Origin of the sequence: Sphingorhabdus sp., assembly GCF_040079335.1 — a bacterium.
GTDB lineage: Bacteria > Pseudomonadota > Alphaproteobacteria > Sphingomonadales > Sphingomonadaceae > Sphingorhabdus_B.
Genome location: NZ_JBEBKL010000006.1, coordinates 42,067 through 65,763 on the forward strand (window position 1 = coordinate 42,067; position 23,697 = coordinate 65,763).

Annotated in this window: 24 protein-coding genes; 10 read left to right on the top strand and 14 right to left on the bottom strand. The window is 53.8% G+C overall.

Annotation, left to right across the window (positions count from 1 at the left end):
* The first annotated feature begins 131 nt into the window (after positions 1-131).
* The 5 genes from mobC to ABL922_RS03505 all read left to right on the top strand — a co-directional run bounded on the left by mobC (position 132) and on the right by ABL922_RS03505 (position 3,998).
* Entirely contained in the window at positions 132-500 is a 369-nt protein-coding gene (mobC, locus tag ABL922_RS03485) for a plasmid mobilization relaxosome protein MobC (RefSeq protein ID WP_349022811.1), read from the top strand.
* Complete coding sequence (locus tag ABL922_RS03490) at positions 497-1,786, top strand: relaxase/mobilization nuclease domain-containing protein (RefSeq protein ID WP_349022812.1); 1,290 nt, start codon at positions 497-499, stop codon at positions 1,784-1,786. The genes mobC and ABL922_RS03490 overlap by 4 nt, the downstream gene beginning before the upstream one ends.
* A 138-nt stretch (positions 1,787-1,924) precedes the next feature.
* Positions 1,925-2,533 carry a DUF6088 family protein gene (locus ABL922_RS03495; RefSeq protein WP_349022813.1) on the top strand — a complete coding sequence of 203 codons (609 nt, stop codon included), beginning with the start codon at positions 1,925-1,927 and terminating at the stop codon, positions 2,531-2,533.
* Positions 2,526-3,587, top strand: coding sequence for a nucleotidyl transferase AbiEii/AbiGii toxin family protein (locus ABL922_RS03500; RefSeq protein ID WP_349022814.1), 1,062 nt, complete (start codon positions 2,526-2,528; stop codon positions 3,585-3,587). Before ABL922_RS03495 ends, ABL922_RS03500 begins: the two co-directional genes overlap by 8 nt.
* 237 nt (positions 3,588-3,824) lie before the next feature.
* A complete protein-coding gene (locus tag ABL922_RS03505) occupies positions 3,825-3,998 on the top strand; it encodes a hypothetical protein (RefSeq protein ID WP_349022815.1) in 174 nt (57 codons plus the stop codon).
* A 31-nt stretch (positions 3,999-4,029) separates the two neighbouring features.
* On the opposite strand, the gene ABL922_RS03510 is transcribed toward ABL922_RS03505, so the two are convergent.
* The 13 genes from ABL922_RS03510 to ABL922_RS03570 all read right to left on the bottom strand — a co-directional run bounded on the left by ABL922_RS03510 (position 4,030) and on the right by ABL922_RS03570 (position 18,674).
* The gene (locus ABL922_RS03510; RefSeq protein WP_349022816.1) at positions 4,030-4,233 is read right to left on the bottom strand and encodes a hypothetical protein; all 204 of its coding nucleotides are present in this window, start codon (positions 4,231-4,233) and stop codon (positions 4,030-4,032) included.
* Between the two features lie 322 nt (positions 4,234-4,555).
* A complete protein-coding gene (locus ABL922_RS03515; RefSeq protein ID WP_349022817.1) occupies positions 4,556-5,236 on the bottom strand; it encodes a class I SAM-dependent methyltransferase in 681 nt (226 codons plus the stop codon).
* A gap of 38 nt (positions 5,237-5,274) precedes the next feature.
* Positions 5,275-6,258, bottom strand: a complete 984-nt coding sequence (locus tag ABL922_RS03520; RefSeq protein ID WP_349022818.1) for a sugar ABC transporter substrate-binding protein — start codon at positions 6,256-6,258, stop codon at positions 5,275-5,277.
* A 16-nt stretch (positions 6,259-6,274) separates the two neighbouring features.
* Positions 6,275-6,961, bottom strand: a complete 687-nt coding sequence (locus tag ABL922_RS03525) for a TylF/MycF/NovP-related O-methyltransferase (RefSeq protein WP_349022819.1) — start codon at positions 6,959-6,961, stop codon at positions 6,275-6,277.
* Entirely contained in the window at positions 6,954-7,955 is a 1,002-nt protein-coding gene (locus tag ABL922_RS03530) for a hypothetical protein (RefSeq protein ID WP_349022820.1), read from the bottom strand. The genes ABL922_RS03525 and ABL922_RS03530 overlap by 8 nt, the downstream gene beginning before the upstream one ends.
* Positions 7,952-8,656, bottom strand: coding sequence for an ATP-binding cassette domain-containing protein (locus ABL922_RS03535; protein WP_349022821.1), 705 nt, complete (start codon positions 8,654-8,656; stop codon positions 7,952-7,954). The genes ABL922_RS03530 and ABL922_RS03535 overlap by 4 nt, the downstream gene beginning before the upstream one ends.
* Entirely contained in the window at positions 8,653-9,444 is a 792-nt protein-coding gene (locus ABL922_RS03540; RefSeq protein ID WP_349022822.1) for a hypothetical protein, read from the bottom strand. The genes ABL922_RS03535 and ABL922_RS03540 overlap by 4 nt, the downstream gene beginning before the upstream one ends.
* A gap of 459 nt (positions 9,445-9,903) precedes the next feature.
* Positions 9,904-10,212 (bottom strand): hypothetical protein, encoded by a 309-nt coding sequence (locus ABL922_RS03545; protein WP_349022823.1) that lies wholly within the window; start codon positions 10,210-10,212, stop codon positions 9,904-9,906.
* A gap of 250 nt (positions 10,213-10,462) precedes the next feature.
* Positions 10,463-12,544, bottom strand: coding sequence for a hypothetical protein (locus ABL922_RS03550; RefSeq protein WP_349022824.1), 2,082 nt, complete (start codon positions 12,542-12,544; stop codon positions 10,463-10,465).
* Positions 12,545-12,692: 148 nt separating this feature from the next.
* A complete protein-coding gene (locus ABL922_RS03555; RefSeq protein ID WP_349022825.1) occupies positions 12,693-13,619 on the bottom strand; it encodes a zincin-like metallopeptidase domain-containing protein in 927 nt (308 codons plus the stop codon).
* Between the two features lie 199 nt (positions 13,620-13,818).
* The gene (locus ABL922_RS03560) at positions 13,819-16,080 is read right to left on the bottom strand and encodes an ATP-binding protein (protein WP_349022826.1); all 2,262 of its coding nucleotides are present in this window, start codon (positions 16,078-16,080) and stop codon (positions 13,819-13,821) included.
* A 33-nt stretch (positions 16,081-16,113) separates the two neighbouring features.
* The gene (locus ABL922_RS03565; protein ID WP_349022827.1) at positions 16,114-17,589 is read right to left on the bottom strand and encodes a DUF6035 family protein; all 1,476 of its coding nucleotides are present in this window, start codon (positions 17,587-17,589) and stop codon (positions 16,114-16,116) included.
* A 455-nt stretch (positions 17,590-18,044) separates the two neighbouring features.
* Positions 18,045-18,674 (bottom strand): recombinase family protein, encoded by a 630-nt coding sequence (locus tag ABL922_RS03570; protein WP_349022828.1) that lies wholly within the window; start codon positions 18,672-18,674, stop codon positions 18,045-18,047.
* Positions 18,675-19,071: 397 nt separating this feature from the next.
* On the opposite strand from ABL922_RS03570, the gene ABL922_RS03575 reads away from it, so the two are divergent.
* Entirely contained in the window at positions 19,072-19,680 is a 609-nt protein-coding gene (locus ABL922_RS03575; RefSeq protein ID WP_349022829.1) for a hypothetical protein, read from the top strand.
* Positions 19,681-19,704: 24 nt separating this feature from the next.
* On the top strand, positions 19,705-20,229 hold the full coding sequence (locus ABL922_RS03580; RefSeq protein WP_349022830.1) for a hypothetical protein: 525 nt from the start codon (positions 19,705-19,707) through the stop codon (positions 20,227-20,229).
* Positions 20,230-20,236: 7 nt separating this feature from the next.
* Here ABL922_RS03580 and ABL922_RS03585 read toward each other — a convergent pair whose 3' ends face one another.
* Complete coding sequence (locus ABL922_RS03585) at positions 20,237-21,229, bottom strand: hypothetical protein (protein WP_349022831.1); 993 nt, start codon at positions 21,227-21,229, stop codon at positions 20,237-20,239.
* 149 nt (positions 21,230-21,378) lie between these two features.
* Between ABL922_RS03585 and ABL922_RS03590 the strand changes: the two genes are divergently transcribed.
* From ABL922_RS03590 to ABL922_RS03600, 3 genes are all read left to right on the top strand, one after another.
* Positions 21,379-21,909: a hypothetical protein gene (locus ABL922_RS03590; RefSeq protein WP_349022832.1), complete on the top strand. Its 531-nt coding sequence runs from the start codon at positions 21,379-21,381 to the stop codon at positions 21,907-21,909.
* The gene (locus ABL922_RS03595; protein ID WP_349022833.1) at positions 21,890-22,438 is read left to right on the top strand and encodes a hypothetical protein; all 549 of its coding nucleotides are present in this window, start codon (positions 21,890-21,892) and stop codon (positions 22,436-22,438) included. The genes ABL922_RS03590 and ABL922_RS03595 overlap by 20 nt, the downstream gene beginning before the upstream one ends.
* 72 nt (positions 22,439-22,510) lie before the next feature.
* Positions 22,511-23,656 (top strand): hypothetical protein, encoded by a 1,146-nt coding sequence (locus ABL922_RS03600; RefSeq protein WP_349022834.1) that lies wholly within the window; start codon positions 22,511-22,513, stop codon positions 23,654-23,656.
* Positions 23,657-23,697 lie beyond the last annotated feature (41 nt).

The window sequence follows — 23,697 nt, forward strand, 5'->3', positions numbered from 1 at the left end:
TAAATCTCAATCTGTAGAATCCCTTTCTGACAACATCATCGATGTCGATCTATCGGTGCGGCGTCCGCCGCGTCCAACGGATCGCAGCCCAAAGGTCAGAGTGAGAGACGATGAAGCTTTGGAGGTCGGTCATGGTTGATCGCCGTCCACCTCCCTTCTCGTTGCGATTGACGTTCGAAGAACGCGCAAAGATTGAAAGCGATGCCGCCGGTATGTCACTCGGCGGCTATATCCGTTCACGCCTGCTTGATCCTGATTGGATTGCTCCGCGTCGTCGGGGCAAGTTTCCGGTGAAGGATCATCGCGCGCTTGCGCAGCTCTTGGCGATGCTCGGTCAATCGCGATTGGCGAACAATGTGAACCAACTCGCCAAGGCCGCAAACACGGGCAGCCTTCCTGTCACACCTGAGACAGAGGAAGCGCTGCTCACCGCAGTTCATGAAGTCACACGAATGCGGCAACTTTTGATCGAAGCTCTCGATCTGGATGCGCGGCTATGATCTTCAAAGCCTCCAAGCGCAGCGGTGGTCGTCAACTCGGAGCGCATTTGCTGAAAGCCGAAGAGAATGAGCATGTCGAGATTCATGAAGTGTCGGGGTTTATCTCCGACAAGGTGATGGGCGCGATGAATGAGGCCTATGCGGCGGCGCGCGGTACGAAGTGCCAACGCTATCTGTTTTCAATGTCGCTCAGTCCGCCCGCGCACGAGTCCGTGCGCGTCGAGACGTTCGAGAAGGCCATTTCGGATATCGAAGAGCGGCTCGGTCTCACCGGTCAGCCGCGTGTGATTGTCTTCCACGAAAAGGAAGGCCGTCGCCATTGTCACGCCGTCTGGTCGCGCATCAACGCAGAGACCATGACGGCGATTGATATGCCGTTCTTCAAGAACAAGCTGCAAGCCCTCGCGAAGGACATCTATCTCGAAAATGGCTGGGCGATGCCGAAGGGCTTCGCCAATCCGCGCCTGCGCGATGCGCGCAATTTCTCATTGGACGAATGGCAGCAAGCCAAACGCGCGGGCGTCGATCCGCGCGAATTGAAATCAGCAATTCTCGATTGCTGGCAGCAAGCGGACAATGCCAAAAGTTTCGCGGCGGCGCTCGAAGAGCGCGGCCTCTTTCTTGCGCGCGGTGATCAACGCAGCTTCGTCGCCGTCACCATTGACGGCGATGTCCATTCAATCACGCGCATTTTGCCTGACCGGAAACGCGATATCATCTCGCGCCTCGGTGATCCTGCTGCCCTTCCATCGGTCAGCGACACCAGACAAAAAATTGCTGAGCAAGTCGCCCCGCGCCTCTCTCGCTACATTGCGGAAGCCAAACGTATCGCCCACCACAATATGCTACCACTGATAGCGAAGCGCGAAGCGCTCAAGGTTCAGCATCAAGCTGAACGCCAAGCCTTCGATACCAAACTCGAAACCCGCTGGAACGAAGAGCAACGCATTCGCTCATCACGTCTGCGCAAGGGCATTGCCGGTGCGTGGGATTTCCTGACGGGGAAATATTTCAAAACGCGCAAGCAGAATGAGATGGAATCCAAATTTGCGCGCGAGCGCGACAGCCATGAGCGGCACGCTCTGATCCATGCGCAGCACAAGGATCGCCAAGCCCTTCAAGAATTGATCAAGGAGAACCGCCGCAAGGAAGCTGAACGCGTCCTCGGTCTCTATCGCGATGCTGCCACCTTCCGCCGTATGCGCGGAGGGGAGCGCGACACGGATCGAGCGCGCGGTGGGGCAACCCTCAAACCCAAGCGTGATCGTGGGTTGGAGCTGGGATAGTTTCACTATATAGTGCCATAGGCACGTAGGTTCATGTGATTCAGCAATATCCCTAGAAATACGTCATTTTATGGAATTTATAGCGTAATTGCTTGTTAGATAATTGTATGCTATTATCTAACGATAAGGAGTCGAAAAATGTCTGCGGTAGCCGGCAAAATCATCAAACGAGTGCGCGGGAAAGGGCGAGGCTGGGCCTTTACGCCCAAGGATTTTCTCGACCTCGGCACGCGCGCATCGGTAGATATGGCTCTCACCCGCCTTGTGCAATCGGGCGTCATTCGCCGTATCGGTCGCGGCCTCTATGACTATCCCAAGCTGCACACCAAGCTGGGTGCGCTCACGCCTGACACCGATACCATCGTGCAGGCGGTCGCAACGCAAAGCGGCGACAAAGTGTTTGCCTCGGGCGCGCAATCAGCCAACCGCCTTGGTATCTCGACACAGGTTCCCGCCAAAGCAAGCTATGTCACGGATGGAACGTCGCGCATCAAGACAGTCGCCGGTCGCACGATTGCGCTCAAGCGATCACGCGCGCCGATATTGGATGATGCATCGGCAGATGTGAATGCCGTTCTGCAAATGCTCGCGCATATCGGCAAGGCGAACATTGATGCTGATCTGCTTCATCGCCTCGCAATGCAGCTTGATGATCGTGATTTGAAAGCTCTCCGAAAAGCGCAGCCGCTCATGCCAGGTTGGATGAGCGATGCGGTGCTCAAGATCGGCATGGTCAAACATGGATAAGTTTGCACTACGAGCAAACGATGATCGCCTCGCTTTCATAAATGAAGCGGCGGCCCGGCGCGATGTGACGCCGATCATCATCGAAAAGGATCTCTGGGTCTGCTGGACGTTGCGCCGCTTGATGGAAACACCAATTCTCGGCGAGAATCTGACATTCAAAGGCGGAACCTCGCTTTCCAAAGCCTATGGCATCATCGAGCGATTTTCGGAGGATATTGATCTGACCATCGGACGCGATGCACCGATGATTGTCGAGACACTGCTGCCAATGGAAGATGGGATAAGCGGCAAGGAACGCGAGCGTCGCACAAAGGCGCTCAAAGCGGCGGCACAATCCTATGTCGAAACCATCGCGCTTCCCACTATACGAGCGGCAATCGCAAACGCGCTCGGCACGGAAAAAGGGTGGGATGTCATTCTCGATCCCGATGATCGCGATACCCAGACGATCCTGTTCCAATATCCAAGGCTTTTGAATTACGGCGGTGGCTTCGGGGCTGGGCGCTATGGCGTCGGCAATTTCGGCGAAGGCGAAGATGGTTACATCAAGCCTCGCATCAAACTTGAATTTGGCGCGCGCGGCGAATCTGAACCTGTCGAAATCAGAACGATCACGCCTTATCTCGCGCAAGCCTTCCCTGACGAATTGCCAGATGCGGATGTGCGCGTTTCGACATTATCCGTTGAGCGCACTTTCTGGGAGAAGGTCACAATCCTGCACGCGCTTCACCACGGCACGAAACTCTTGCCTGAAATGTCGCGGCACTATTACGACACGATGATGCTGGCCGCCAAAGGCATCGACGATGCGGCGATGAAATCGCCTGATCTGCTCGCTCGGGTTGTACTCAACAAGAGCCTGATGTTTGCGGATAACAAAGCATCCTACGGCACGGCGGTGATTGGCTCACTGCGCCTTGTCCCGAACAATGATCTGCGCGCGCGCCTTGCGGAAGATTATGCTGCGATGGCAGAAATGTTCATGGTCACGCCGCCGTCATTCGATGAACTGATGGCAGCGATTGCAGCACTCGAAGCGAAGCTGAACGGATAAGCTGCATATCGCGGTGTTGTATATCGTTCACATCTCTCCACACTTCCTCCGCTCACATGATCCGCTGATTGATCGAACCTATCCGTGATTGAATGATCTGGGTGCAAGGCGTTGCGACACATCGCAACTGGCCTTCTCCACGCTGTTCTGATCACAAGTGATGCACCTTCATTCATACACGGATTCCAGTCCTCCAACGCGGCCCATGGTGGGCGGCGCAAGACAATGGAGGAAACCATGAACTTCAATCTAAACCGCAACGATCTTGCGACCAAATCAGCATCGCAGCTTGCTGCCTTATTTCAACAGGCAAGCAAAGCCGTCACAGCGAGCAACGCGGCAATCGCATCGGCGCAATCGCTTCTCGCGATTATCGCTCAAGAACTTGGCCGCCGTGGTCCAGCGCCATAGCGACGCTGGCCACAAGCCCCGAAGGGGAGCGTTAGCTCCCCTTCTTTGCTGGCTTTTCCTCGTTGATCCGCATGACGATTCGGCCATTCACAGGGATCGCATTGAGTGCGAGCGTGAAACCTTTGCCGTCCTTGGTTGCCCATGCGACGCCGATGTCAGTCCAGCGGGCGTTGTCGCCGTCACCGGTTACATTGAACAAGCGGTGGCTCGGGCGGTTTGAGTTTGTGTCAGACATTTCAGTTCTCCTTGGTTTCCACCGAAGGACAATTCCCTCGGCTTCATGGGGAGACTCGTGACCTGACGATGTAGGTGAGGATCAAAGGCTGAGCGTAGCGAACACGCGCGCGGAGCTGCACAAACGAAGTGCGGAAGCGAGCGGCCTTGATCCGAGACGCGGCTGGTCAAAAACCCATGAATGAATGCCGTTGGGAATGTCCGCTGCTCGGTGGCAATTTTAGGAGAGCATGATCTGACGCATCAAACTGCGCGCGCCATGATCGGCATCAATCCGGTGACGCGCACTCACGCATCTGCGTTATGATCGTGCAAAGGCGGCATCAAAGCTTGGAGTAACAATAAAAATCATACTCAGGGCGAGAGCTACTCACCGAATCAGCCAGAGCCTCCTCGAAGGAGTAATTTCGAGACCAACCATCAATCGATCCTAAGATCGTTCGCCAAGTCTCGGTGGACAAGATCGTCGGATGATATCTGTATGGATTATCTGAGTTGATCGACAAAATCACAGAGTCGCGTGAAACTCGAAAAATCTGTTGCAAAGCATCAATGACGTCAAAAACGGGAATATGTTCCAGAACATCCAAACAGACAACAAGATCAAATTCCTGATCGCCAAAAGGAAGGTCGATCAGTTCAGCCTGAGTTAGCTCTACTCTGCTATCTGACTTAAGATGTTGTGCTCCAATTTCGATTGCGTCAGGCGATGCATCAATCCCTACGAGTCGTGAAGAAGACGCAATCTCCAAGGCTATCAACAAATCCCCAAGTCCACATCCCGCATCTAGCACTGCTGAAAAATCAGACAGTCCGCAAAGTGCGCTCGCGATTATACGAAAACGTTCGGAGTGATTGGGATCATCATAGGAAAGTCCGCGGTTTCCTAAGATCCCAAGGAAATCTTCCTTCCAATATTCTTCGAAAAAATAGGCACGATCATACTTAGCAAGCTCCGACCGGCGGAACTCACGTCGCAAATTCTCTGGAATATCAAATTTCATGCGATGCGCCCTAGAGGAGAAACCTCACAGACTCAATGTCAGCGTGACTTGGGCAGATTCGATTTTGTGACAACGTCCACCTTAACCAGAGTCTTCGTTTTTGGATCGCTCGAAGCTCGCCCCTCGATCAATGCAATTAACTTGCGCAAACCGTTTGCTCCCATTTCCTCTGCCTGCTGTCGAATCGAAGCAAACATATATCCATCACGAATGGCGGTTTGTGCATCGGCGGTAGCGTCAAAGCCAATGATGATTGGCCACCTGCCCTGCGGCACATTCAACTTCCGGAGTGCGGCGACTGCCCCCAATGCCATCTCGTCATTGCTCGCGAAAATCGCCGAGAGGGGTTCACGCGAAAACTGACTGGCGGTGATCTCATTTGCAGTCTGCTTGCTCCACTCTCCGCTGCGTTCAACAATTCTAAGAACGGGCTTCGCTGCACCGATAAAGCCTTCTGCGCGGTCAATCGCGCTTTGATGGACATAGCTACCCTTGAGCAAGAGAACGGATTTTGGTCCGCTGGCTGCGGCCAAAGAGTCGATAATCGTTTTGGCAGCCATTTGCCCGCCTAGCCTGTTGTCAGAGCCAATGAAGGCATCCCACTGTGCATTTACCTGCTTCTTGGCTTCGGCATTCAAATCAGTGTCTATCAGGACGACCGGCGTTTCGTTGCGATTGAGCTGAGCAACGAGTGGTGCTGGTGCGCGATCGTTCGTCGGAGCAAGAACGACACCATCGACTTGCCCTCTGGCAATCGCCGTGGACATTTGATCGATCTGATCGGAACCGTCGGTGCTGGCGGTCGTTACGATTCTAACGTCATACTCAGGGCCAAGCGTTTTGGCTTCCCGCTCAACACCTTCGCGAACATCAAGCCAAAACGGGTTTTCAACCGATGGAAGAAACACATAGATTTGCTTTTTGTCAGTGGTCGAACGCGAAATGAAAACATTCGCGAGTACGACCAGCGCCAGCACGACAATTGCTGCTGATATCCAAGGATGTTTCCGAATGAGGGCCATGCTGTTCCGTCCGTTTCTATCGCAGGTGTGGTGACTCAGCGAGCGTCCAATCGCCAAGCCGAGTGATTGAAATGCCGCCAAATTTACCAACCGATCTTATCGGCTCGCGCGCTTCGTGGCGAGACAAAAAGTCATGGACTGCCCGTCGGCAGCCCTCCCAATCGTAATAGTCGTCAATCAAAATGACCCCGCCAACTGCCATCTGCGGCCACAGGCGCTCTAGGCAGGTGTAGGTCGAATCATACCAATCGCAATCGAGGTGGGCAAATGCGACTGGCCCCGCATCCAAACGAGCGAGGCTTTCAGCAAACCAACCCTTGTTGATCTGAAATTGCAGATGCCCTGGCCGGAGCTTTTGCAGGACGCTTTGGAAATCCGAGAGGTTCGCGCGGCAATTGTCAAAATAGCGCGGGTGCCCAGGATGCGAGGCCCAATAACGCGCGTCGTTGCCGTCTCGTTGGGTTGGGGAAGGCATTCCATCAAACGAGTCAAAGAATGAATAGTTACGCGCGGCACCAAAGATGCGCATCATCGCCAATGCCATGCCTCCTTTCCAGACGCCGCACTCTACGATGCTGCCTTCTGGAAAAGAATGGTTGCCTTGGATATCGACGAGGTAGCGAATGTTCTCGGCAAAGCGCTCGGCTTGAATCATCGTGTAAGAAGAACATTCTCGGATGATCTGGTCGATCTCGTTAAGCACCGTCACTCCCCCTTGACGATCTGCCACCCATCTCGAATGCCACAATAACAAAGAGCAGAGCACCGAAAACGAGTGACGCGACTTCGGCCGGGATGCCAAGGTCATTGGTGATGATGTCGCGTGAGATATAGACTGCCAATGAGGCAGCCAGGATTCCAATCGGATTGAAGCGCCCGCCGCTAATTCGTGTCCCGCCAATCACCGCAATGGCGATTGCCAAAAGTTCATCGCCCCATCCGGTGTTGGCGGACCACCCGCCATCGTTCGGACCATGCAGTCGCAAAAACGTAGCGAGAAAGACCAACCCACCTGCGACTAGAAATGCGCGCGTGTAAATCGCCTTCACAGGAATGCGCGAAAATTCAGACGCCGCAACGTCCATTCCAACGGCTATGTGATCCAGCCCCCATCGGGTTCGGTGTCGCCACGCAAGGAAACCTGCAAGAGTCAAGCCGAACGCAAGAATCGAAAACCATGCATCGCCCACAAAATCGAGAACTGCCCAATCGGGCAAAATGGCACTGCCGCCACTCATGATCCTGCTTGATCGACAAATCTCGCCTACGCCTTGCAAGCAGGATTGCAGCAACGTCGATGAACCTTTGACAACCAGCAACAAGCTCAAAGTCACAATGAATGTCGATAGACCACGTTTCGCCGCATAGCCGTAGATCAAATATATCAAAATGATGATGCAAAAAGCGAGACCATGCGCTACAACTCCCCCCAACGCTGTGCCACCAAATGCATTGAAGCTTGCAACAATGACCATCCCCGCAAGGCTCACGATACCCCCTGTTGAGATGTCGATCTGACCGCAGGAAATGATGACGGCTGCCGCGAGCGAAAGCATGAAATATGGAAGTGCATTCGCCAGCCATACCTGAGCAAGTGACATCGAGAGCGAACCGCCGGCGAACGGCACGACCACACAAAGCAGAAGCCAGATGGTTAGTGCTATGGTACCAAGCGAGGGGCGACCAAAGTCTGTCATGCCTCAGTTCTACTCAGTATCGAGGAGTTCGCGGTGCGAGAGATATGAAAGCTGGCCGATGCTTTCTCGTTCAGCAAGATTTGGCGATCTCGTTGGCTGTGAGAGACAATGACCAAGCAATGTCCATCTCGCACTAGCCGGATGCAGGAATCGAGGAAAAACTTGGCTCTCGCATCATCAAGGAAACTCGAAATCTCATCCACGATGATGACTGGGCAATCGGCAACACAGGCTCGCGCCAGCTTTACCAATGCTCGGCCTCCACTAGAGAGCGATCCAAGGGGTCTAGCAAGAACTGCATCATCAAAAATGCCAGCCCTATCGAGTAGCGCCTTAGCCTTGTCCATGGACGATTGCAGTCCTGCGAACGGAATGCTTCGATTGGATATCGCTATGTTTTCTCGCACAGAAAGCTCAGGAAACATCTTGTCGTCTGCCGACAGAATAACAGACATCGCCGCGAGATCAGTTTGAGTCAGCGCAGCGCCCAAACTTCCGACAACTTGCCCACCGCAATCCTCTATCGACCGTAAGCCCGCCAGCACGCTTAGGAGGGTGCTCTTGCCAGACATGTTGTCGCCACTGATGACGGCGATTTCGCCATCACTGAGGGAAAAATCAGGAATGGACAGCATCCAACCTGATGCCGATCCAGCATCGTAGCTGAATGAAAAATCCCGCATGCTCAGCAAACGAGTCATGTATTACCTGCCTCAGTAGATTTTTGTTTATTTACTTCCTCTTCGTATTGATGCCCCCTTAGCACCAAGCACGCTAAAACGGATTGGAGAGTTGTTTTATAGTATACTAAGCCCTGTGTGGCTGCAAGATACCTAAACCCACGAGAAAAGCACCTAGATTGGAAAATCTCGCACGCCCTATACATCTGTCCATCATCGAGATATCCACTAGTGTATTTTTCAATCGCAAATTCTAAATTATCTATTTCGACAAATACGAACATTTTTTGCTCGAATGTAAACTGTTCAACATCTATTAAATACGTGCGGTCCTGAATTTGATTGATTTTAATTTCAGCCGCCTCCGGGTTTATCAAACTCCGCTCCCAAAGGGCCACGATGCGCCTATCAACCGCTTCTTTTAATAAGTCTCTAAGATCATTTTGCTCCATCAAAAGAAAATTGATCCCCCTTTTTCTATCAAAGAATTCATTCATGGAGGACTGCCGATTTTCCATTCTCCACTGAAAAACAGCATACATAAATGCCAACATCGTTCCGTATGCAGCGACAATCGCTACATTGAAAACGCCATCATCCGATATTTTATCTTGTTGACTTACAATACGAGATGGCTTCGTTGTATCTGGAATCTGGTCAATTTTTGGAGATTCTTGCTCTGCGGAATTTATTGTTGATCCAATTTGCGTCTTTGTTTCTAGATATATACTTTTGCAACCGCCGAACCAATAACCGCACCCTGAGAATATCCAAGCGAATAAGAATGTTGCTGCCAGTGCTGCCGTCAAATATATTATAAAATCGCGAGGTCCCATTGAAAGAAATCGATATAGGAAATGTTGAGGAGGAACTCCAATTTCGCGCAAGAGTACTCTATAATCTTTCGGGAGATCGGTTTTTGGTGGGGACAAATCAACGACAAAATTTCGTGCACAAACTCGTTTGACGATATCCTCGTGAATGGGAGATGGCTCTTCGACATCGCAAGCCATAGTGATAACCACAGGCGGCGGTGCCGGTGGTGGTGGTGGTGGTGGCTTTGGAATTCCGGCCTTCCATGACCGGAAAACATTTAGTCTCTTCGAAGTCGAATGCATCTCGATTGGCCGCCCCTCACTTGCACGTCACTTGTCTAATCTCGTGGTCGATTGCGCCGACCTCGGAAAACTTCCTAGCGCGCTCTGTGGGGAATGTCAGCGCCTATCAGCACAGAAAGGCCATACGAAGACTCGATGCGAAACTCGCGCTCAAAAGAGCGCGAGTTGGCGTGCTGCGACGGCCGTTTCGTGCCATGCGTGGGTGCGGGACATCTCATCGATCCATGCTTCGACGTAAGCCTCGGGGCCGCCCATGTGATCGACATTGCTGCGATTGATGAAGTGCGAGCGATATCCGGTTTCGGTGATCGGGAGCGGTGCGCGTGCTGGCTTCACGCTTTCGACCTCAAGATGCGCCATTGATTGCCCATCATCGAATGAGACGTAATCGGCGATCCAGCGAATTTCGATTTCGATGCCGTTCCAGTTTTTGTGAATGATTGCGTAGTCGGTTTTCATGTCTGCCTCCTTTAGCGTTTGGGTTCGTCCGGTGGACGGGGAGGCAAACGGCAGGGTTCGAAGGGGCAGCGTCACTGAAGGGAAACGGCCAACACGGGAGCGCAGCGAATGGATCGGGCAAGCCGTTGACGATGCACCGGCCCTGCCAACATTCCCGTCATCATCATCGGACGATCACAGACGCGGGGCAGACAAAGAAAAGGGCCGACAAGCGGCCCTTCCCATGACACGGTGCTCAATTCGAAAGTAGCTATGTGCTGCCGTCAGCAGCCAAGAGTGCCTCAATGTCTGTTCCTAAGGGCACCTCGATGCGCATCCCGTCAGGACCCTCCCACGGCAGCATTCCCAACTGCCACATGAGCCGTTCAACATGGACGTTCAGTGCCAGAAATTCATCGAAGGATTCCCATAGGCCCATACGCATACGCAGGCGCTCCAACCGATCCCGATAGATCGGAAACCAATTGTGCAAGCCAGCTTCGGAGAGGGCAGCCACCAGTTCGCCATCTCCATCAAAGGGATCAGCGCCGCTCGCCGCGCAATGACCGAGCAGATCGGCGGCAAATTGCAGCACGTAGGAAACACGCGGCATGACGACCCCAAGAAGGCGATCCATGTCACCGTGGTAACGGTAATCCAGTCTTGCTGCCAAACCTGCTGATCTCATTTCGCCCAAGGCGGTGACAAGTAGCTCGCGTTTGACGTCAGTGTGATGTGGAGGGTCGCCAAAGCCCGCGCTGATATGAGACCCCAGATATCCGAAAATGGCTGGATGCAGGCTGGGGTACAAAAAGCCATGCAGCGGGTCACTGATCGGTTTCATCCAAACATCCGGCAGATGGCGCTCGATCATTTCGGATATCGCGACTTCTGCGAGCTGCCTCACAAGGATATACAGCCCCCATTCGACGTCACCGCTTTCATCTGAGAGCAACGCAAATGCAGGTCCGGCATCGACGATAACCCGCTGCTTCCAAACGCCATCTCTTTTGACTGTCACGGTTCGGGCAATGCCTTGGCCAATTTCCTCGGGAGCGGTGTCCGCAGGCGACGCTCCCTCATATCCTCGGTCAAGTGTGGCAACGGCCTCTCGATAATCCGTCGCGACAGTAATGCCATCCAAACGGTGCAGCGGAAGGGCCTGCGCAAGGGAAGCAACAACCCCTTGGATTGCGTTTGATAGCTCCTGCACGTTGTCAGCGTCACCGCAGCCGATGAGGGACAACTCATACTGCCATGCCTGTTCGCTTTGCTTGATGATATCTGACGGAAAGAGTGGCTTATCCTCGTCTCGCGGTTTGGGAACCAGCGCCAGATAAGGTTCCATTGCGCCGCTAACGGCCTCGTCAACGAGCTGCATCGAACGTTCGCCAAGGTACTCTTGCAACTGCTCAAGATACTCATTCGTTGTAGGGGCAAGAAAGAAATCATGGCTGCATCTCGCCGCCGCCTCATTGAAGTCTGGCAACGACACGACATCAAAATCAGCAGCGGTCCCAACCAAGAATCTTTCGGGGGAAATCGGTAGAACAATGGCGACGACTTCATCCCAATCTGCAAACATTGCGGGGGTGGACTGGCCCGCTCGATCAATTGCCAGTGCTGCGCAGTCAGGCAAGATCGCGCCTTGCTGCGGGGCGGCCACAATGCTCCAACTCAACTCCTCAAACATTTTGAGGCGGGGTTTGGAGCTGGAAATCTGAGCGAGTGCGTTGTTGTGACTTTCTCGAACAAGGCCTCCCGAAGCCCGAAGCCAAGTTGCAAAAGTGCTGCGCATCATGGGGAGAAAATCGGCCACCAACGTGGTGAAGTTCTCTTTCGCCATGAAAAACGCAATGCGCCGGATCAGCTCGGTGGGCAGACCCAGATTTTCGAGACCTTCGATCTCGTTGAGCTTGTCGGCAAGGTTCTTTCGGAACACCTCATTTGGTTCATCTTCGTCCAGTCCCATCAACGATTGAAGTCGCTCGTCATCGTTGAGAATGGTTTGGACGCCATCCGCCATCATTCGCAAACCACGCTCCATGCTCACTCTGACATGGGCAGTACGCGGCACAAGGTGGTTTACGATCTCAGCAGCATTCGTTGAGTCTATTGATGAGCCAATAGTCTGAGCGCGCATGTCAGAGAGCATTCGGGAAACTGGTGTTTCGATTTCTGTGATTTCGTCATCGAGAGTACGCACCCCGTCAGCAACGGGATCGGCATAGAAATAGTCCGAAGCTCCCACCTCTTTGAGCCGCTTCTGCTCAGGGGCAGAACCACGCGCGAAGACCCAAATCTCCTTACGTTTCGGGCGAATGCCAAAAGGCTTCTGAAGGAAGCGGGGCAAATAGTGTTGATTGGGGCCTGTGGGCAAGATCGCTCTCGATGCTAGGGTTCAAGAGACGTAATATAGTCTACTTGCCACACCATGACGAGCGAATGTCGAGGATTATCCATGTCGTTTCTGGAACTTCGTGCCAGGGTGAAGGCGGCCGTCAGGCCGCCTCCCTGATGTCATTCGAGGTCAGGCTCAGGAGATATTCGGCAGCCTTGTTCGCAGCACTCGCCGCCGTGAAGATTGCTTTGCGGTCGCCTTTCAGAATGCGCAGCCAATGACCGATGTAATCGGCATGATCGGCGCGTGGTTCTGCGGTGATGCCAAGATCACCAAAGAGGAATGCAGCGCCAAGCTCGGCAACCATTTCTTCCATCGCGTATGCATCATCGCCAAAGCGTTCACCGAAGGTGCGCGCGCAACGTGACTCCGCGCCTGACCAATGCGTCAGCTCGTGCAGCAATGTGGAATACCAACCTTCGGTCGTGGTGCTGGTCTTCGTGCCAACGAAGCGATGACGATCCGGCATCGTGATGCTGTCGGTTGCCCGATTGTAAAATGCACGTTTACCGGCAACGGTGATGTTTGCACCTGTTGATGCGATGAACGCTTCGGCGGCAAAGCATGGATCGATGCGATCAGTGGAAGGTTCGATTGCAGGAAGCTCGAAACCATCGACTTGTGCGACGTTGAACACGCGCGATGCACGGGCAACGAAGAACCGATTGCCGCGATCATCATCATCGCCGGATGATTGCGTATCACGCTCATGCGGTTGAAGATCAGAAAAGAAAATGATGATGGAGGATTTCTCGCCCTTGCGGACTTGTGCGCCTTGTCCTTGCCACTGGCGATATGTGCCCCAAAGGCCATGATCGAATTGCTGGCAATATGCCGATGCCCAAAGGGCGACGGTGTTGACGCCGCGATAGGCGTTCTTGCTTTCGACATTGGTGGGACGTTCGATTGATCCGCCTGCGCGATGCCAAGGCATTTGCGGATGCTCGGCTCCGGCTTCGATTGCGGCAATGATTTGATCGGTGATAGCTCCGTAAACGTCGATGCGTTCTTTTGATGAAGTGGTCATGTCCTGATCTCCTTTCGCTGTATCCTGAGGACGCGAAGGGAACATGCTGGGGGAAAGTCGGACTGTCAGCCGTCAGGCGAAACGGGCAACACGGGAGCCTGAATGCAATGAAGGCGAATGGATCGGGCCGCTCGTTGACGGGACGACGACCTCAGCCACATTCGCGGATGAAACTCAGGGTGCAGTGGAAGGAAGGGTGTTAGGATAGCAACGTTACAAAAAGGCCGTTCAATTCCTCATCTTCGAATTTTTCTTTGGCTCTTCGGTCCCCGCCATCAAAGGACGGCTCGTCAACGGCCTCCCATTCAGACAATTGGTCGCGTCGTTCTTCAATTGCACTCATCGCGGAGGAAATGCTGAACCCATAGCGGGCCTGAAGATCATCGAGAGCGGTCTCACGATCATCAAGCTCAGACGTCGAATCTGCGCCTGCGATCTCACTGTAAACGTTGCGAATGGATTCTTCTGCCGCGTCGCGCGTTGCTGCAACGATCTCATTGGGCAAACGGTCTGAGCGCTCATTGACGAATTCTGAAACCCGATTTGACTCTTCAATCGAGAGGCCTTCGCGAAGACGCGACTGCAAATGTTCAATGATTGTCTGCTTTAGCCCGTCTAACTGGGGATCGTCGTCGTAGCCGAGTGAATGCAGTTCCTCAGCAAGTTCGTGAATGTCGTCCGATGATTCAATCAGGCTGTCTCTATTGCCGAGCGCTGCGATTGCAATGTCAAGAAATTCGTTACTGTTTTTGAACCATCGCGAAAATTTTTGGAGAAGCGATATGCGACGCGGCAAACCAATATCTCTCGTTGTCAGATATTGAGGATAGCTGTGCGAAGGCGCATAGACTGGCATCGTTGGAATGCGGCGTGCAAACGGCAAGAGATTGTTCATGAGCGGCCAACCGTCGCCGTTAGTCATGTCTTCGCACTTTTCGAGCTTGTATAACAGTGCTTCCGCGTTTCGCGCGGTCTGCACTGCTGGCCACATTTCGAGAAGCAACCGTTTGTCGCTCAGATAACCGTTCAAGAAGTCTTTCACGCTGGGATTGATGAAACTCACTTCGCCAGAGGAAATTTTGACAAAGCTGCCTTCCAGCGACCGCAGGGCTTCTTCAAAATCCTTCGGGCCGAACTCTGCACCGTATTGCTGGCAGAGATGTCGATGCAGCGGGTCATATGACGCTTGAAGGTCATTGATACCTACCCCAAACTCACTCGCGAAAAAGAGGGCAAAAAGCAGGTGCTGGCATCGTCGCTCGATATGGGTGCGGAAGGCTGTGTCCCAAATGCGATCTGGGTGCTCAAGCGTATCGAGAAACTGTTTCGGATAGGCTTTGGCCTCAATCCCTTCCATGTGAATGACGTCGGTCATCCACTCAATGATACGCGGATTGTAATTGGCGTGATCAACGATTTTCGGAATCTTCTCCGACCGGATTAAGGCTCGAATGAAGGATTTTTTCAGGCCTGAGACAGACAGGTGGTTATAGAGGATTCGCGCGCGGATACGCCGACCATATTGCCCGACATCCAGCACGTAGCGCGTGACATCGATCCGTTTATCCGCGAGTTGTTCGGATACCTGCCGCGCTTGTTCCAAGATGTAACTGCGGGTTGTGAGGATAAAACGTGCGTTCTTGGAATTTTGCACGCGGCGGATGAACTGCGCTATTTGAGATTCGCGCGCGGCCAAGCCGCGCACATCGAGAGCGGCACGACCGAGAAAATCATCGAACAGGAAAATCTGCTTTTTCGCGTCGTTGATGGATGAAAAACCATCATCGAGGCTACGGATCGCAACGAACTGCCACTCTTCGCCGATATAGGCGTAGCTCAGCATTTCCGCCAACGTCGTTTTGCCAACACCGGGTGGTCCAGCGACAATCAAGACATGCCGCTTCTCCAAGATGTCACGCGCCTCTTTGAAGCTCGGATTTTGCGCATACACCCGAACCTTCCGCTCGATGTCTTGCCTCGCACCCGACGTGAAATTGAAAATGCCCGAACGCAAAATTCGTTCAAAGACGGCGGACTGCGATAGCCACAACTTGATGTGGGATTGCTCAACCGATGGATGGGCACGCAAAAGAGCGTTAAAGTCTTCGCACCCGATTATGTCGGACGGCTGCGTGATCAAATCGCCAAGCGCATCTTGAAGCTTGGCCTTGTTTGCCGGTGTCAGCGATTTGGATGTGACGAACAGGTATCGTTCCGGTGCAAGCGCCTCAATCTTCGCCCGCTCCTTGCGTGCGGTTGCCAACAACCCTGTGATTGCGGTTTTGCGGTAGTGTTTTGCTTGAAGGATTATCGTCTTACCCGATTTGGCATGGCGACCATCGATGCCGCCATCTGGGCCTGCACCGAATGCCTCAAACCTTACGCCCAATGAGGCTCCGATCAGGTCACGTGCGAGGTCTTCAAAATCGGCATCTGATAAATTGTGAAAATCATAAGGCATTGGGAGATATTAGCATGACAAGTGGCTCGCGCTTCAAGAGGCGATTGAGTTTTCAATGTAGTTGCGCACTTTCTCGGCCACTTCGGGGAAGAGAAAGGACATAAGGGGCAAGAGGTCAGCATCGGGCGCAAAAGCAGGATCGCGTTCGCGCAACCGCGCGGCGATGCCAGGTTCATCGCCCTTGCCATTCAGCCGGTCATGCCATTTTCGTGATACGTCTTGATCGGCAATCAATTTGCGCATGTCATAAATGTTGAGGGCGTGACCGAACGCAACGAGCAATCGTGGATGGCTCTCAGCGATCTGATGCGCGATCTGAATCAGTTTGCCCAATTTGTATGTGACGGGCACGCCTTCTTGCACACTTAACAAGCTGCTGACCATCGCTTCAGTTTCAATGTCGTTGTCAGGAAAATCGGGAAGGTTGATGTCTCGCGCAGCGAGGCGTTCTTTGATTGCGAACCACCGCGCGCGGTTCGCCTCCGTGTGCTTGAAATTCCGGCCATGCTCAAGCCAAAATGCGATAAATTCATCGCGGTCGTTTTGCTCGTCCAACCGTATGGCAGAAATTGCTTCCGCTTCAATCTCATCCCTGAGCGCCTGCTCCGCTCCTGCAAAATCAAAATAGTAAGCGCGCTGTTGGAAGCGATCTTGCACCAGCTCTGCAAAGGCGACGATGGCGTGCGCCCATGTATCGGCAATTTCCGCCCCCTTTCGCACGGGCTGCCGATAGTGACACCGCACATGAAATTTGCGCGTAGCTTCCGAGATTGCAGTGGTCTCTTCGTCGATCACAACGATATTGGAATTGTTCGCAAAGAAGAGGTCGTCGGTCGTCATCAAGCGATATGCGGGATCAAAATTCCCGAAGACCCAGACGAGCAATGCACCTTCGTCGCGATAAAAATCACGCCTGCCGACGACAACGCTCAGAAATGTTGTCGATAGCTGCACTTCGAAGGCCAACTTGCCTGCGTCGCTGTCGGCCTGCACGTCGGGTCGCCGATATCTTTTTGGATCGTTGGCCGCCGCCCATTTCTTTTCAGGATTGATGTCCCGAAACATCGGGTCGGCGGAAAGACTGCGAACCACAAGCGCCTTGATGCGCTTGTGCGGCTCGCTTTCTCTCAATCCATGATATTTTCGTGCGCAGATTTCATCATAGGTGAGTGGTGATCGGGTCTGAGCGGGGCAAGATCCATCTTCTGTGCTGTGACGGAAAAAGAACGCGCGCCGCGCGGCAATTGAAACAAGATAGACGGGAACATGGCATGTGTCGCAAATATAGCGCGGTCGCTTGCCCTGCATCCGGCTCAAAACTTCGCCGCGCTCGATAACCAGATCGTCATATCTGAAGGATTCAATCAGCGCCTTTGCGTCCATGATTTCGCCAGTATCGAGGTCGATCACCTCATTGATCGCTGGATCGGCAACGGAGCGTGCATTCGATAGTGGATCAATGGAATGAGCGGCCCGAAATTGCATTTCGCCATCATACGGATGCGGCATCAATCGAACAAGTTGTGAACTTCAAGGGCTGGGTTGCAAGGGGCAGGCACGCCCCTGCTCACGGTCCATCGGCGATAACGATGGTGCGCATCCAATCCGCACAGGGTTGGTCGATGGGTTCCAAGGGAGAACGAAGTCTCCCTTTGGTCGTGTGGGTGTCGGGGGAGCTGGAACGCTCCGCCTGACTGGTGATGCAACGGCCATACGTTGCACCGGCTTCGTCGATCTCCTGAACGGGTTGCCCTTACCAGCAGTGCTGGCATCTGGGCAATCGGATGGAGATTCGTAAGAGGCCGGTTTGCCGGTGGGGATGCAACGGGGCACGCGCAGCGGGTGCCCCTTGCCAAGGTCGCGATGGTATTACCATCGACACCTTGCGGATCACGCTATCGCGTAATCTGGCTATTGCGGAGTCGGTAGAACCGACACGTTTGTATTTGGTTTTGCTCGCGGGTTCAATGCACCCGCTCGCTGCTCACGTCGTGGACGTGAGTGTCCTTCATCAATGCGAGATGCCGAAACAAGGTCGCGCGGCTGATTGAAAATCGGTGCGCGACTGCTTCGGCCTTTAGGCCGGTGCGCATCAATGATGCGGCCTCGGCAATCTCGCATGGTTTCATTTTTGGTTTCGCGCCAAGACGGACGCCGCGCATTCGCGCGGCCTGCAATCCGGCTTTGGTGCGCGCGACGATCATGCGCCGCTCGACATGTGCGATCATAGCAAGGATCGTCGAATAAAGTTCGCCAGCTTCGTTGCCGGTGTCGAACCCCTCGCCGATGCTCTGCAAGCTCGCGCCCTTATCGGCGAGTTCGGCAACGATGGTCATGACGTGTGGGATCGATCGTCCGAGACGATCCAATCGCCACACGACCAATTTGTCGCCCTTGCCAATATCAGCAAGGGCGCGATCCAACCCGTCGCGTATCAACGAGACGCCCGTGATCCGATCCTCATAGATCGGGTCGCATCCGGCTTTGGTCAGGGCATCATATTGAAGGTCGGTATTCTGTTCGCAGGTGCTCACGCGGACATAACCAACCATTTTCGTTACTTCGCCGCCCGCCTTTGGGCGCGCGGCGGGCATGGGCAGAATGCCCCTCTTCACAGCCTTCTTGGCCCGCAAAGGCAGGCGTTTCCTTGGTTTTTCGGGTGTCATCGAGGCCTCTCCGGCGGAGTCTCACAAACTGTCCTTTGTGAGACTCTTGCATTCGACCCCGAAGGGGAACCTCACCGAGACAGAAATCCGCCAAATTCAACGCCCAAAAGATACCATACGTAGCGAATAGAGCCAAGTAAAAAGAGTCTCACAAAGGACGGAATACGAGACGCCATGAAGTGAAACAGAGACGATAACAAGAGAGCTTGCGATGGCTACTTTATCAAATGCGATGAAATCATTCGGGACAGCGGCGACAATGGGCCTCGTGCTCGCGTGCGCGACTCCTGCTCATGCAGAATTGCAATCCGGGCAGTGTATGCCCATGGCCGATATGAACACGGCACTCCGTGCCGAAGGGCAGCGAACAATGATAATTGGTGATCGCGTAGCAGAGCGCGGAACCTTCGTTGATGGCCGTCCGGTGGTCACCACCCAACGATGGGTGAACACTGTTACCTCAAATTCTGATGGATCTGTTGGCTATCAAATCGAAGGGAACAATCCGCGCGCCGAGCAATCGACTGAGGTTTGTATAGCCGCCAGATTGACGAATGTTCGAATTCTCGATGCGCGTCGATCCGAAGTGCCGAGCGACGCATTGTTGGGTGGGCGTTTCGACAATTGGATCACAACCCAGGCATCCGACGGAACGCGCCCGATGGTCGTTGCGGATACCGTGTTCGGAAGTGGTGCAACGCTGCGTTACGGTCGCCCGATTGTCGTGGTGGGTAATTTGAGCCGAGGCTTCGGTGCAATTGCCACCCGTCAAGATAACACCGCGCCTGAAATGCTCGTCCAACTGGCAAGCATCGAATATACTCCGGCAGCGTTGGAGCGTTTGGGCGCGACCCGCGTTGCAGCCGCATCAGCACCGTCTGGCGGTGGTTCCTCATCCACCGTGACCACGCTCGCCGCCATCGCGCCGCGATAAACATCCTCGTATTGAAAGCTGAATATGGCGACCAACTCCCATTTGGATCGAAACGATCCGAATCTCATCGCCTATGAATTTCTGCGCGACGAGATCAAGCGCGAGGATGGAATCACATTTCAGCGACTCTCGTCAGCACTCGCGTTTCAGGCTATCTTGATCGCGGCGATGGCCTTGTTGGTGTCTAGCGGCTTGCCAGTAGCCTCGCCCACAACGCCCACGGATTCTGCATGGTTGGTCGGGCAATATAATTTGCTGCGTATATGGCTGCTTTTCCTCATCGGCGGCGCGGGTCTGGCGGTCGGTATCGGCAGTTTCATCGGCGTTCACGCATCGATGTGCTCATTGCGAGATATCAAAACGTCATGGGAGGATTTGATTGTGCGCCACGTCGTTGCGCTCGATCTCCGGTGGCCGCAAGCCTATGGCAAAGATGTAGCTCACCGTGCGGGCCATCGCTTTCCTTATGTGATGACCGTATCGTTTGTTGTGATCTGGCTGGCCTATATCGTAATCCTCGCCGTTCACTTTATGCGTATCGACACTTAGAAATAGATCAAACGTCAAAGCCTGCCGTCGCAACTTGCGGCGGCGCAGGCGGTGGCGCTGGTGCTGCGATTTGGATACGCGGCGGAGCCGAATCGAGAGGAGATGTAGCGGCCAGAGCGGATGCAAAATTTGCACGCAACGGTGGAGCAGCAGAGGCGAAACCTGTATCGAGCTGCGCTTGTCTGCCCGCAACGGAAATCGCCATGTCGCCGTTTCGCGCTCGGTTTGATGCGATAATGTCTGGGGCAAGTTCGCCACCGCGCGACAGGCTGCGAGCATCTTGGACGACTTCAAGAGTGGCCGGGTCGCGTTCAAGACGTTGAAATTCAGCGCGTTCAGCAGTGGTGGCATTGCCCATTTGCACCTTGCGGAACAATTCTGTGTAGCGAAGGCCATTATCAACATCGCGCGTCGCCTGATCCGTCGATATGCCATTGGCACGGGCGCGTTGCTCGATCAGCCGTTGGCGGTTTGCTGGACTACGCATGAATGAAATCAAGCTATCGATCTCGGCACCGGTCATTCGTTCACCGGCAAAATCGTGGGAGCCTTCATCCCATTCTCGCTCGGTCAATCGGCGCTGTGTTGCGTTTTGCGCATCATCAGCAAAATCCGCTATCTTGGCTTGCTCGGCGCGCTCCTTCTTGGCGTCTTCTTTGCGCTCTTCCCACACGCGATCACCGCGCATGAATGCGTCGGCTCCGTTCGCGGCTTTCTCTTCTTGCAGTTGAACGGCTGCGCGAAGGTCAGCCAAGACACCAGCTCCCAATTTGGCCGCGCCCGGTGCGTTCATGATCTGCATGGCTTCTTCGGCCAAATTTGAGCCGGGGTTATAACGAATCTCATCCGCCGTATCCTGAACATCGGCGGCGAAGGCATCGGCCACTGGATCAACAAACGGCTGTCCGATCACCGCAGGTGGATTCTCCATCGCGTTTGCCGCCATGCGGATCGCATCGATGTCGAAATTGCCGTTACCTGAGACTCGTTCCTGAACCATGTAAATGATTTTAAAGGTTCGATTTGAATAATATGTAAATATTGCAATGCATTTAAATAAAATGCGATATAGTTTATTGTAGCGGAGTATTTGTATCCTTTTACTGAAATATTAATCAATGGTTATAAAATTGAATGTAATTTTATTACATGACATTGACCGATTCTATATATCAAATAATCAAAACCGAATTTGAAAAGGAGCCTGTGTTCGAAGAAGAGTTTATTGCGAGCACTCTGAACGCTTTGATTTCTCTGAAGGACGACCTCCAAGGCAGGTTGCCTTTGCCCGAAAAGGCTCCCGTGACCTACCTCAAGCGCGACAAGTATCAATATGATTTCGGGTGCGATCCAATCGCGTTCATGAATCACTATTATGGCCCGTACATCAAGGCCAAGGTTATGTATCAGGATCAACTCCATGCCCTTGATCCGACCTTGGCCATGTCAATCCACTCCCATTGCTACCGTATGAAGCGGGATTACCCAGAGCGCGCCCATGAGTTCAACGCCTTGGATTATCTGCCCCCTTCGCGTGAACGGCGAACGGAATGGCTTGCGCAGATTTCGGATGCTTTGCTCGCGCTGAAAACCAAGGAGGTCATCGCCGCGCGAAACAGCATGAGAAGCCGCAAGAAGCCTCTTCAAGGCGATGATGCTCATGATTCCTGCATCTCTTGACGAAGCACCCGAACCGATAACGAAAGAGATGCGCACGGCGTTGCGCCATCACTGGAAACGGACAGGCTTTTCCACGCGCCGTGTTTTGGAAGCGCACCCGCCAATCCCCGATGGCCTTACCATCGCTTTGGTCAATGACTGGATCGCGAACCGCGTTCACGTCGCGCGTCCTTCACATTGGAATCATGTGGTCAAACTTTGGTCGGCTTTGCCGGATTGTGATGCATATTCGAAGCGCATGGTATCGCGCCAGAAGGGCGCGGGTCGTCCGCGTGATCCCGACACTGCAACGCGCATTTCCTTCACGCGCGAAATGTCAGAGGAATTCAAAGCGGAATTGGCGCGCACGAATGCCGATATGCAGCGCGACATTCTGAATGTGGCAGGTGCGCCCGATGGCGTGACGCAACGCTTGCTCTACATTTGGAAATATCAGCACGCGAAAACGACGCGCAGTGACCACTGGAATTTCGTGATGGGCATTTTGCGCGCGATGCCGGATTTTACGAGCAAATTTTCAAAGCTGTGACGCGCTTTGCGCGACTTTTCCCCACTTCGATTTTTGGTTGGTAACAAACATCGGCGGGAAAGGAAAACCGCTATGAATAAACAACCAAATATCTCCGCTTTGCTGATCGTGAACTTCGTTCTGCACTTTATCTCCGCCTGCATGGCAGGCGTGTGGATCAGCGAGCTAGTTTCGAGCGCAGGCGCGATGACGCCGCTCGCGTGGTTTGAAACGGTGCTCGCGGTGGTCGCGATTTCGATTGGGCTGAGCGCGCTCAGCTATATCGCGATCAAACATATTCCGACGCTGCCAATGTCGCAGCGACGTTTCGCCAAGACCGGATTCTTTGGAGGCTATTCCGTGATCGCAGCCCTGCTTTTGCTGGCGGCTGCGTCAGTGTTCGCCGCTCCTGCCGGCGAACGCGCACATGTGGAATTTGCGCATCAGGAATTCAAAACCGAAACGGAACTGCGCCGCAGGGCAGTTTCGACGATTGAAAATCGCGAACCATTTCTGATCGACTGCGAAAATGTCGGTGCTGCGATGAGCAATCAGGAAGGCGCAACCGGCGCTTTCAGCCGCGAAGGCGGCGATGTCGGGCGCGTTGCGATCACGCTTCGCAACATCGCTGACGGGTGCAAAAGTGCGCGCAATTCAATCTATGCAAATCGCGCATATCTTTCGCGTCAATTTGCGCGCGCAGATCGAATTTTGATCGATCTGCGGCGCGTGATCGATTCCGAAAATGATCGTCGCAAAAAAATGGTCGATGCGCGCAAGCTCGCTGACGAATGGCAGCGTGTGATGCGCGGCATCAATGATGCGCTTGCTGCCGAAGCGCTGATCGCTGCCTCGGAATCGCTGACCAAAGATTGGCACGCGGCGGGCCTGCCGGTCGCCGCTGCGAACGCGATCACGCAAAACTTCGACGGCATCGCAGATGCCCTCGTCGAAGGTCTCGACGATATCGCGGCGCTCAAAGAACGTCCGCTGCCGGGAATTCCGGTCGTCTCGAACATCGCCTATTTGGGAATGTATCCCGACGCCACGCTGAGTGCTCTGGCGATTGGCGCTATCATCGAATTGATACCGCTCGCAGTCATCGTGCTCGGTATGTCGATGATGGAGCGCGCCAATATGCCGCGCGCTCCATCACCGCCGTCGCTGGTCGCGCCATCGGCAATCGCAGTACAACCCAAGCGGCAATACAAGCGTCGCACACCGAAGCGCGACGCGTGATCAGCCATGATCGGAAAAATCTAGCGCGAGGCGATGTCACC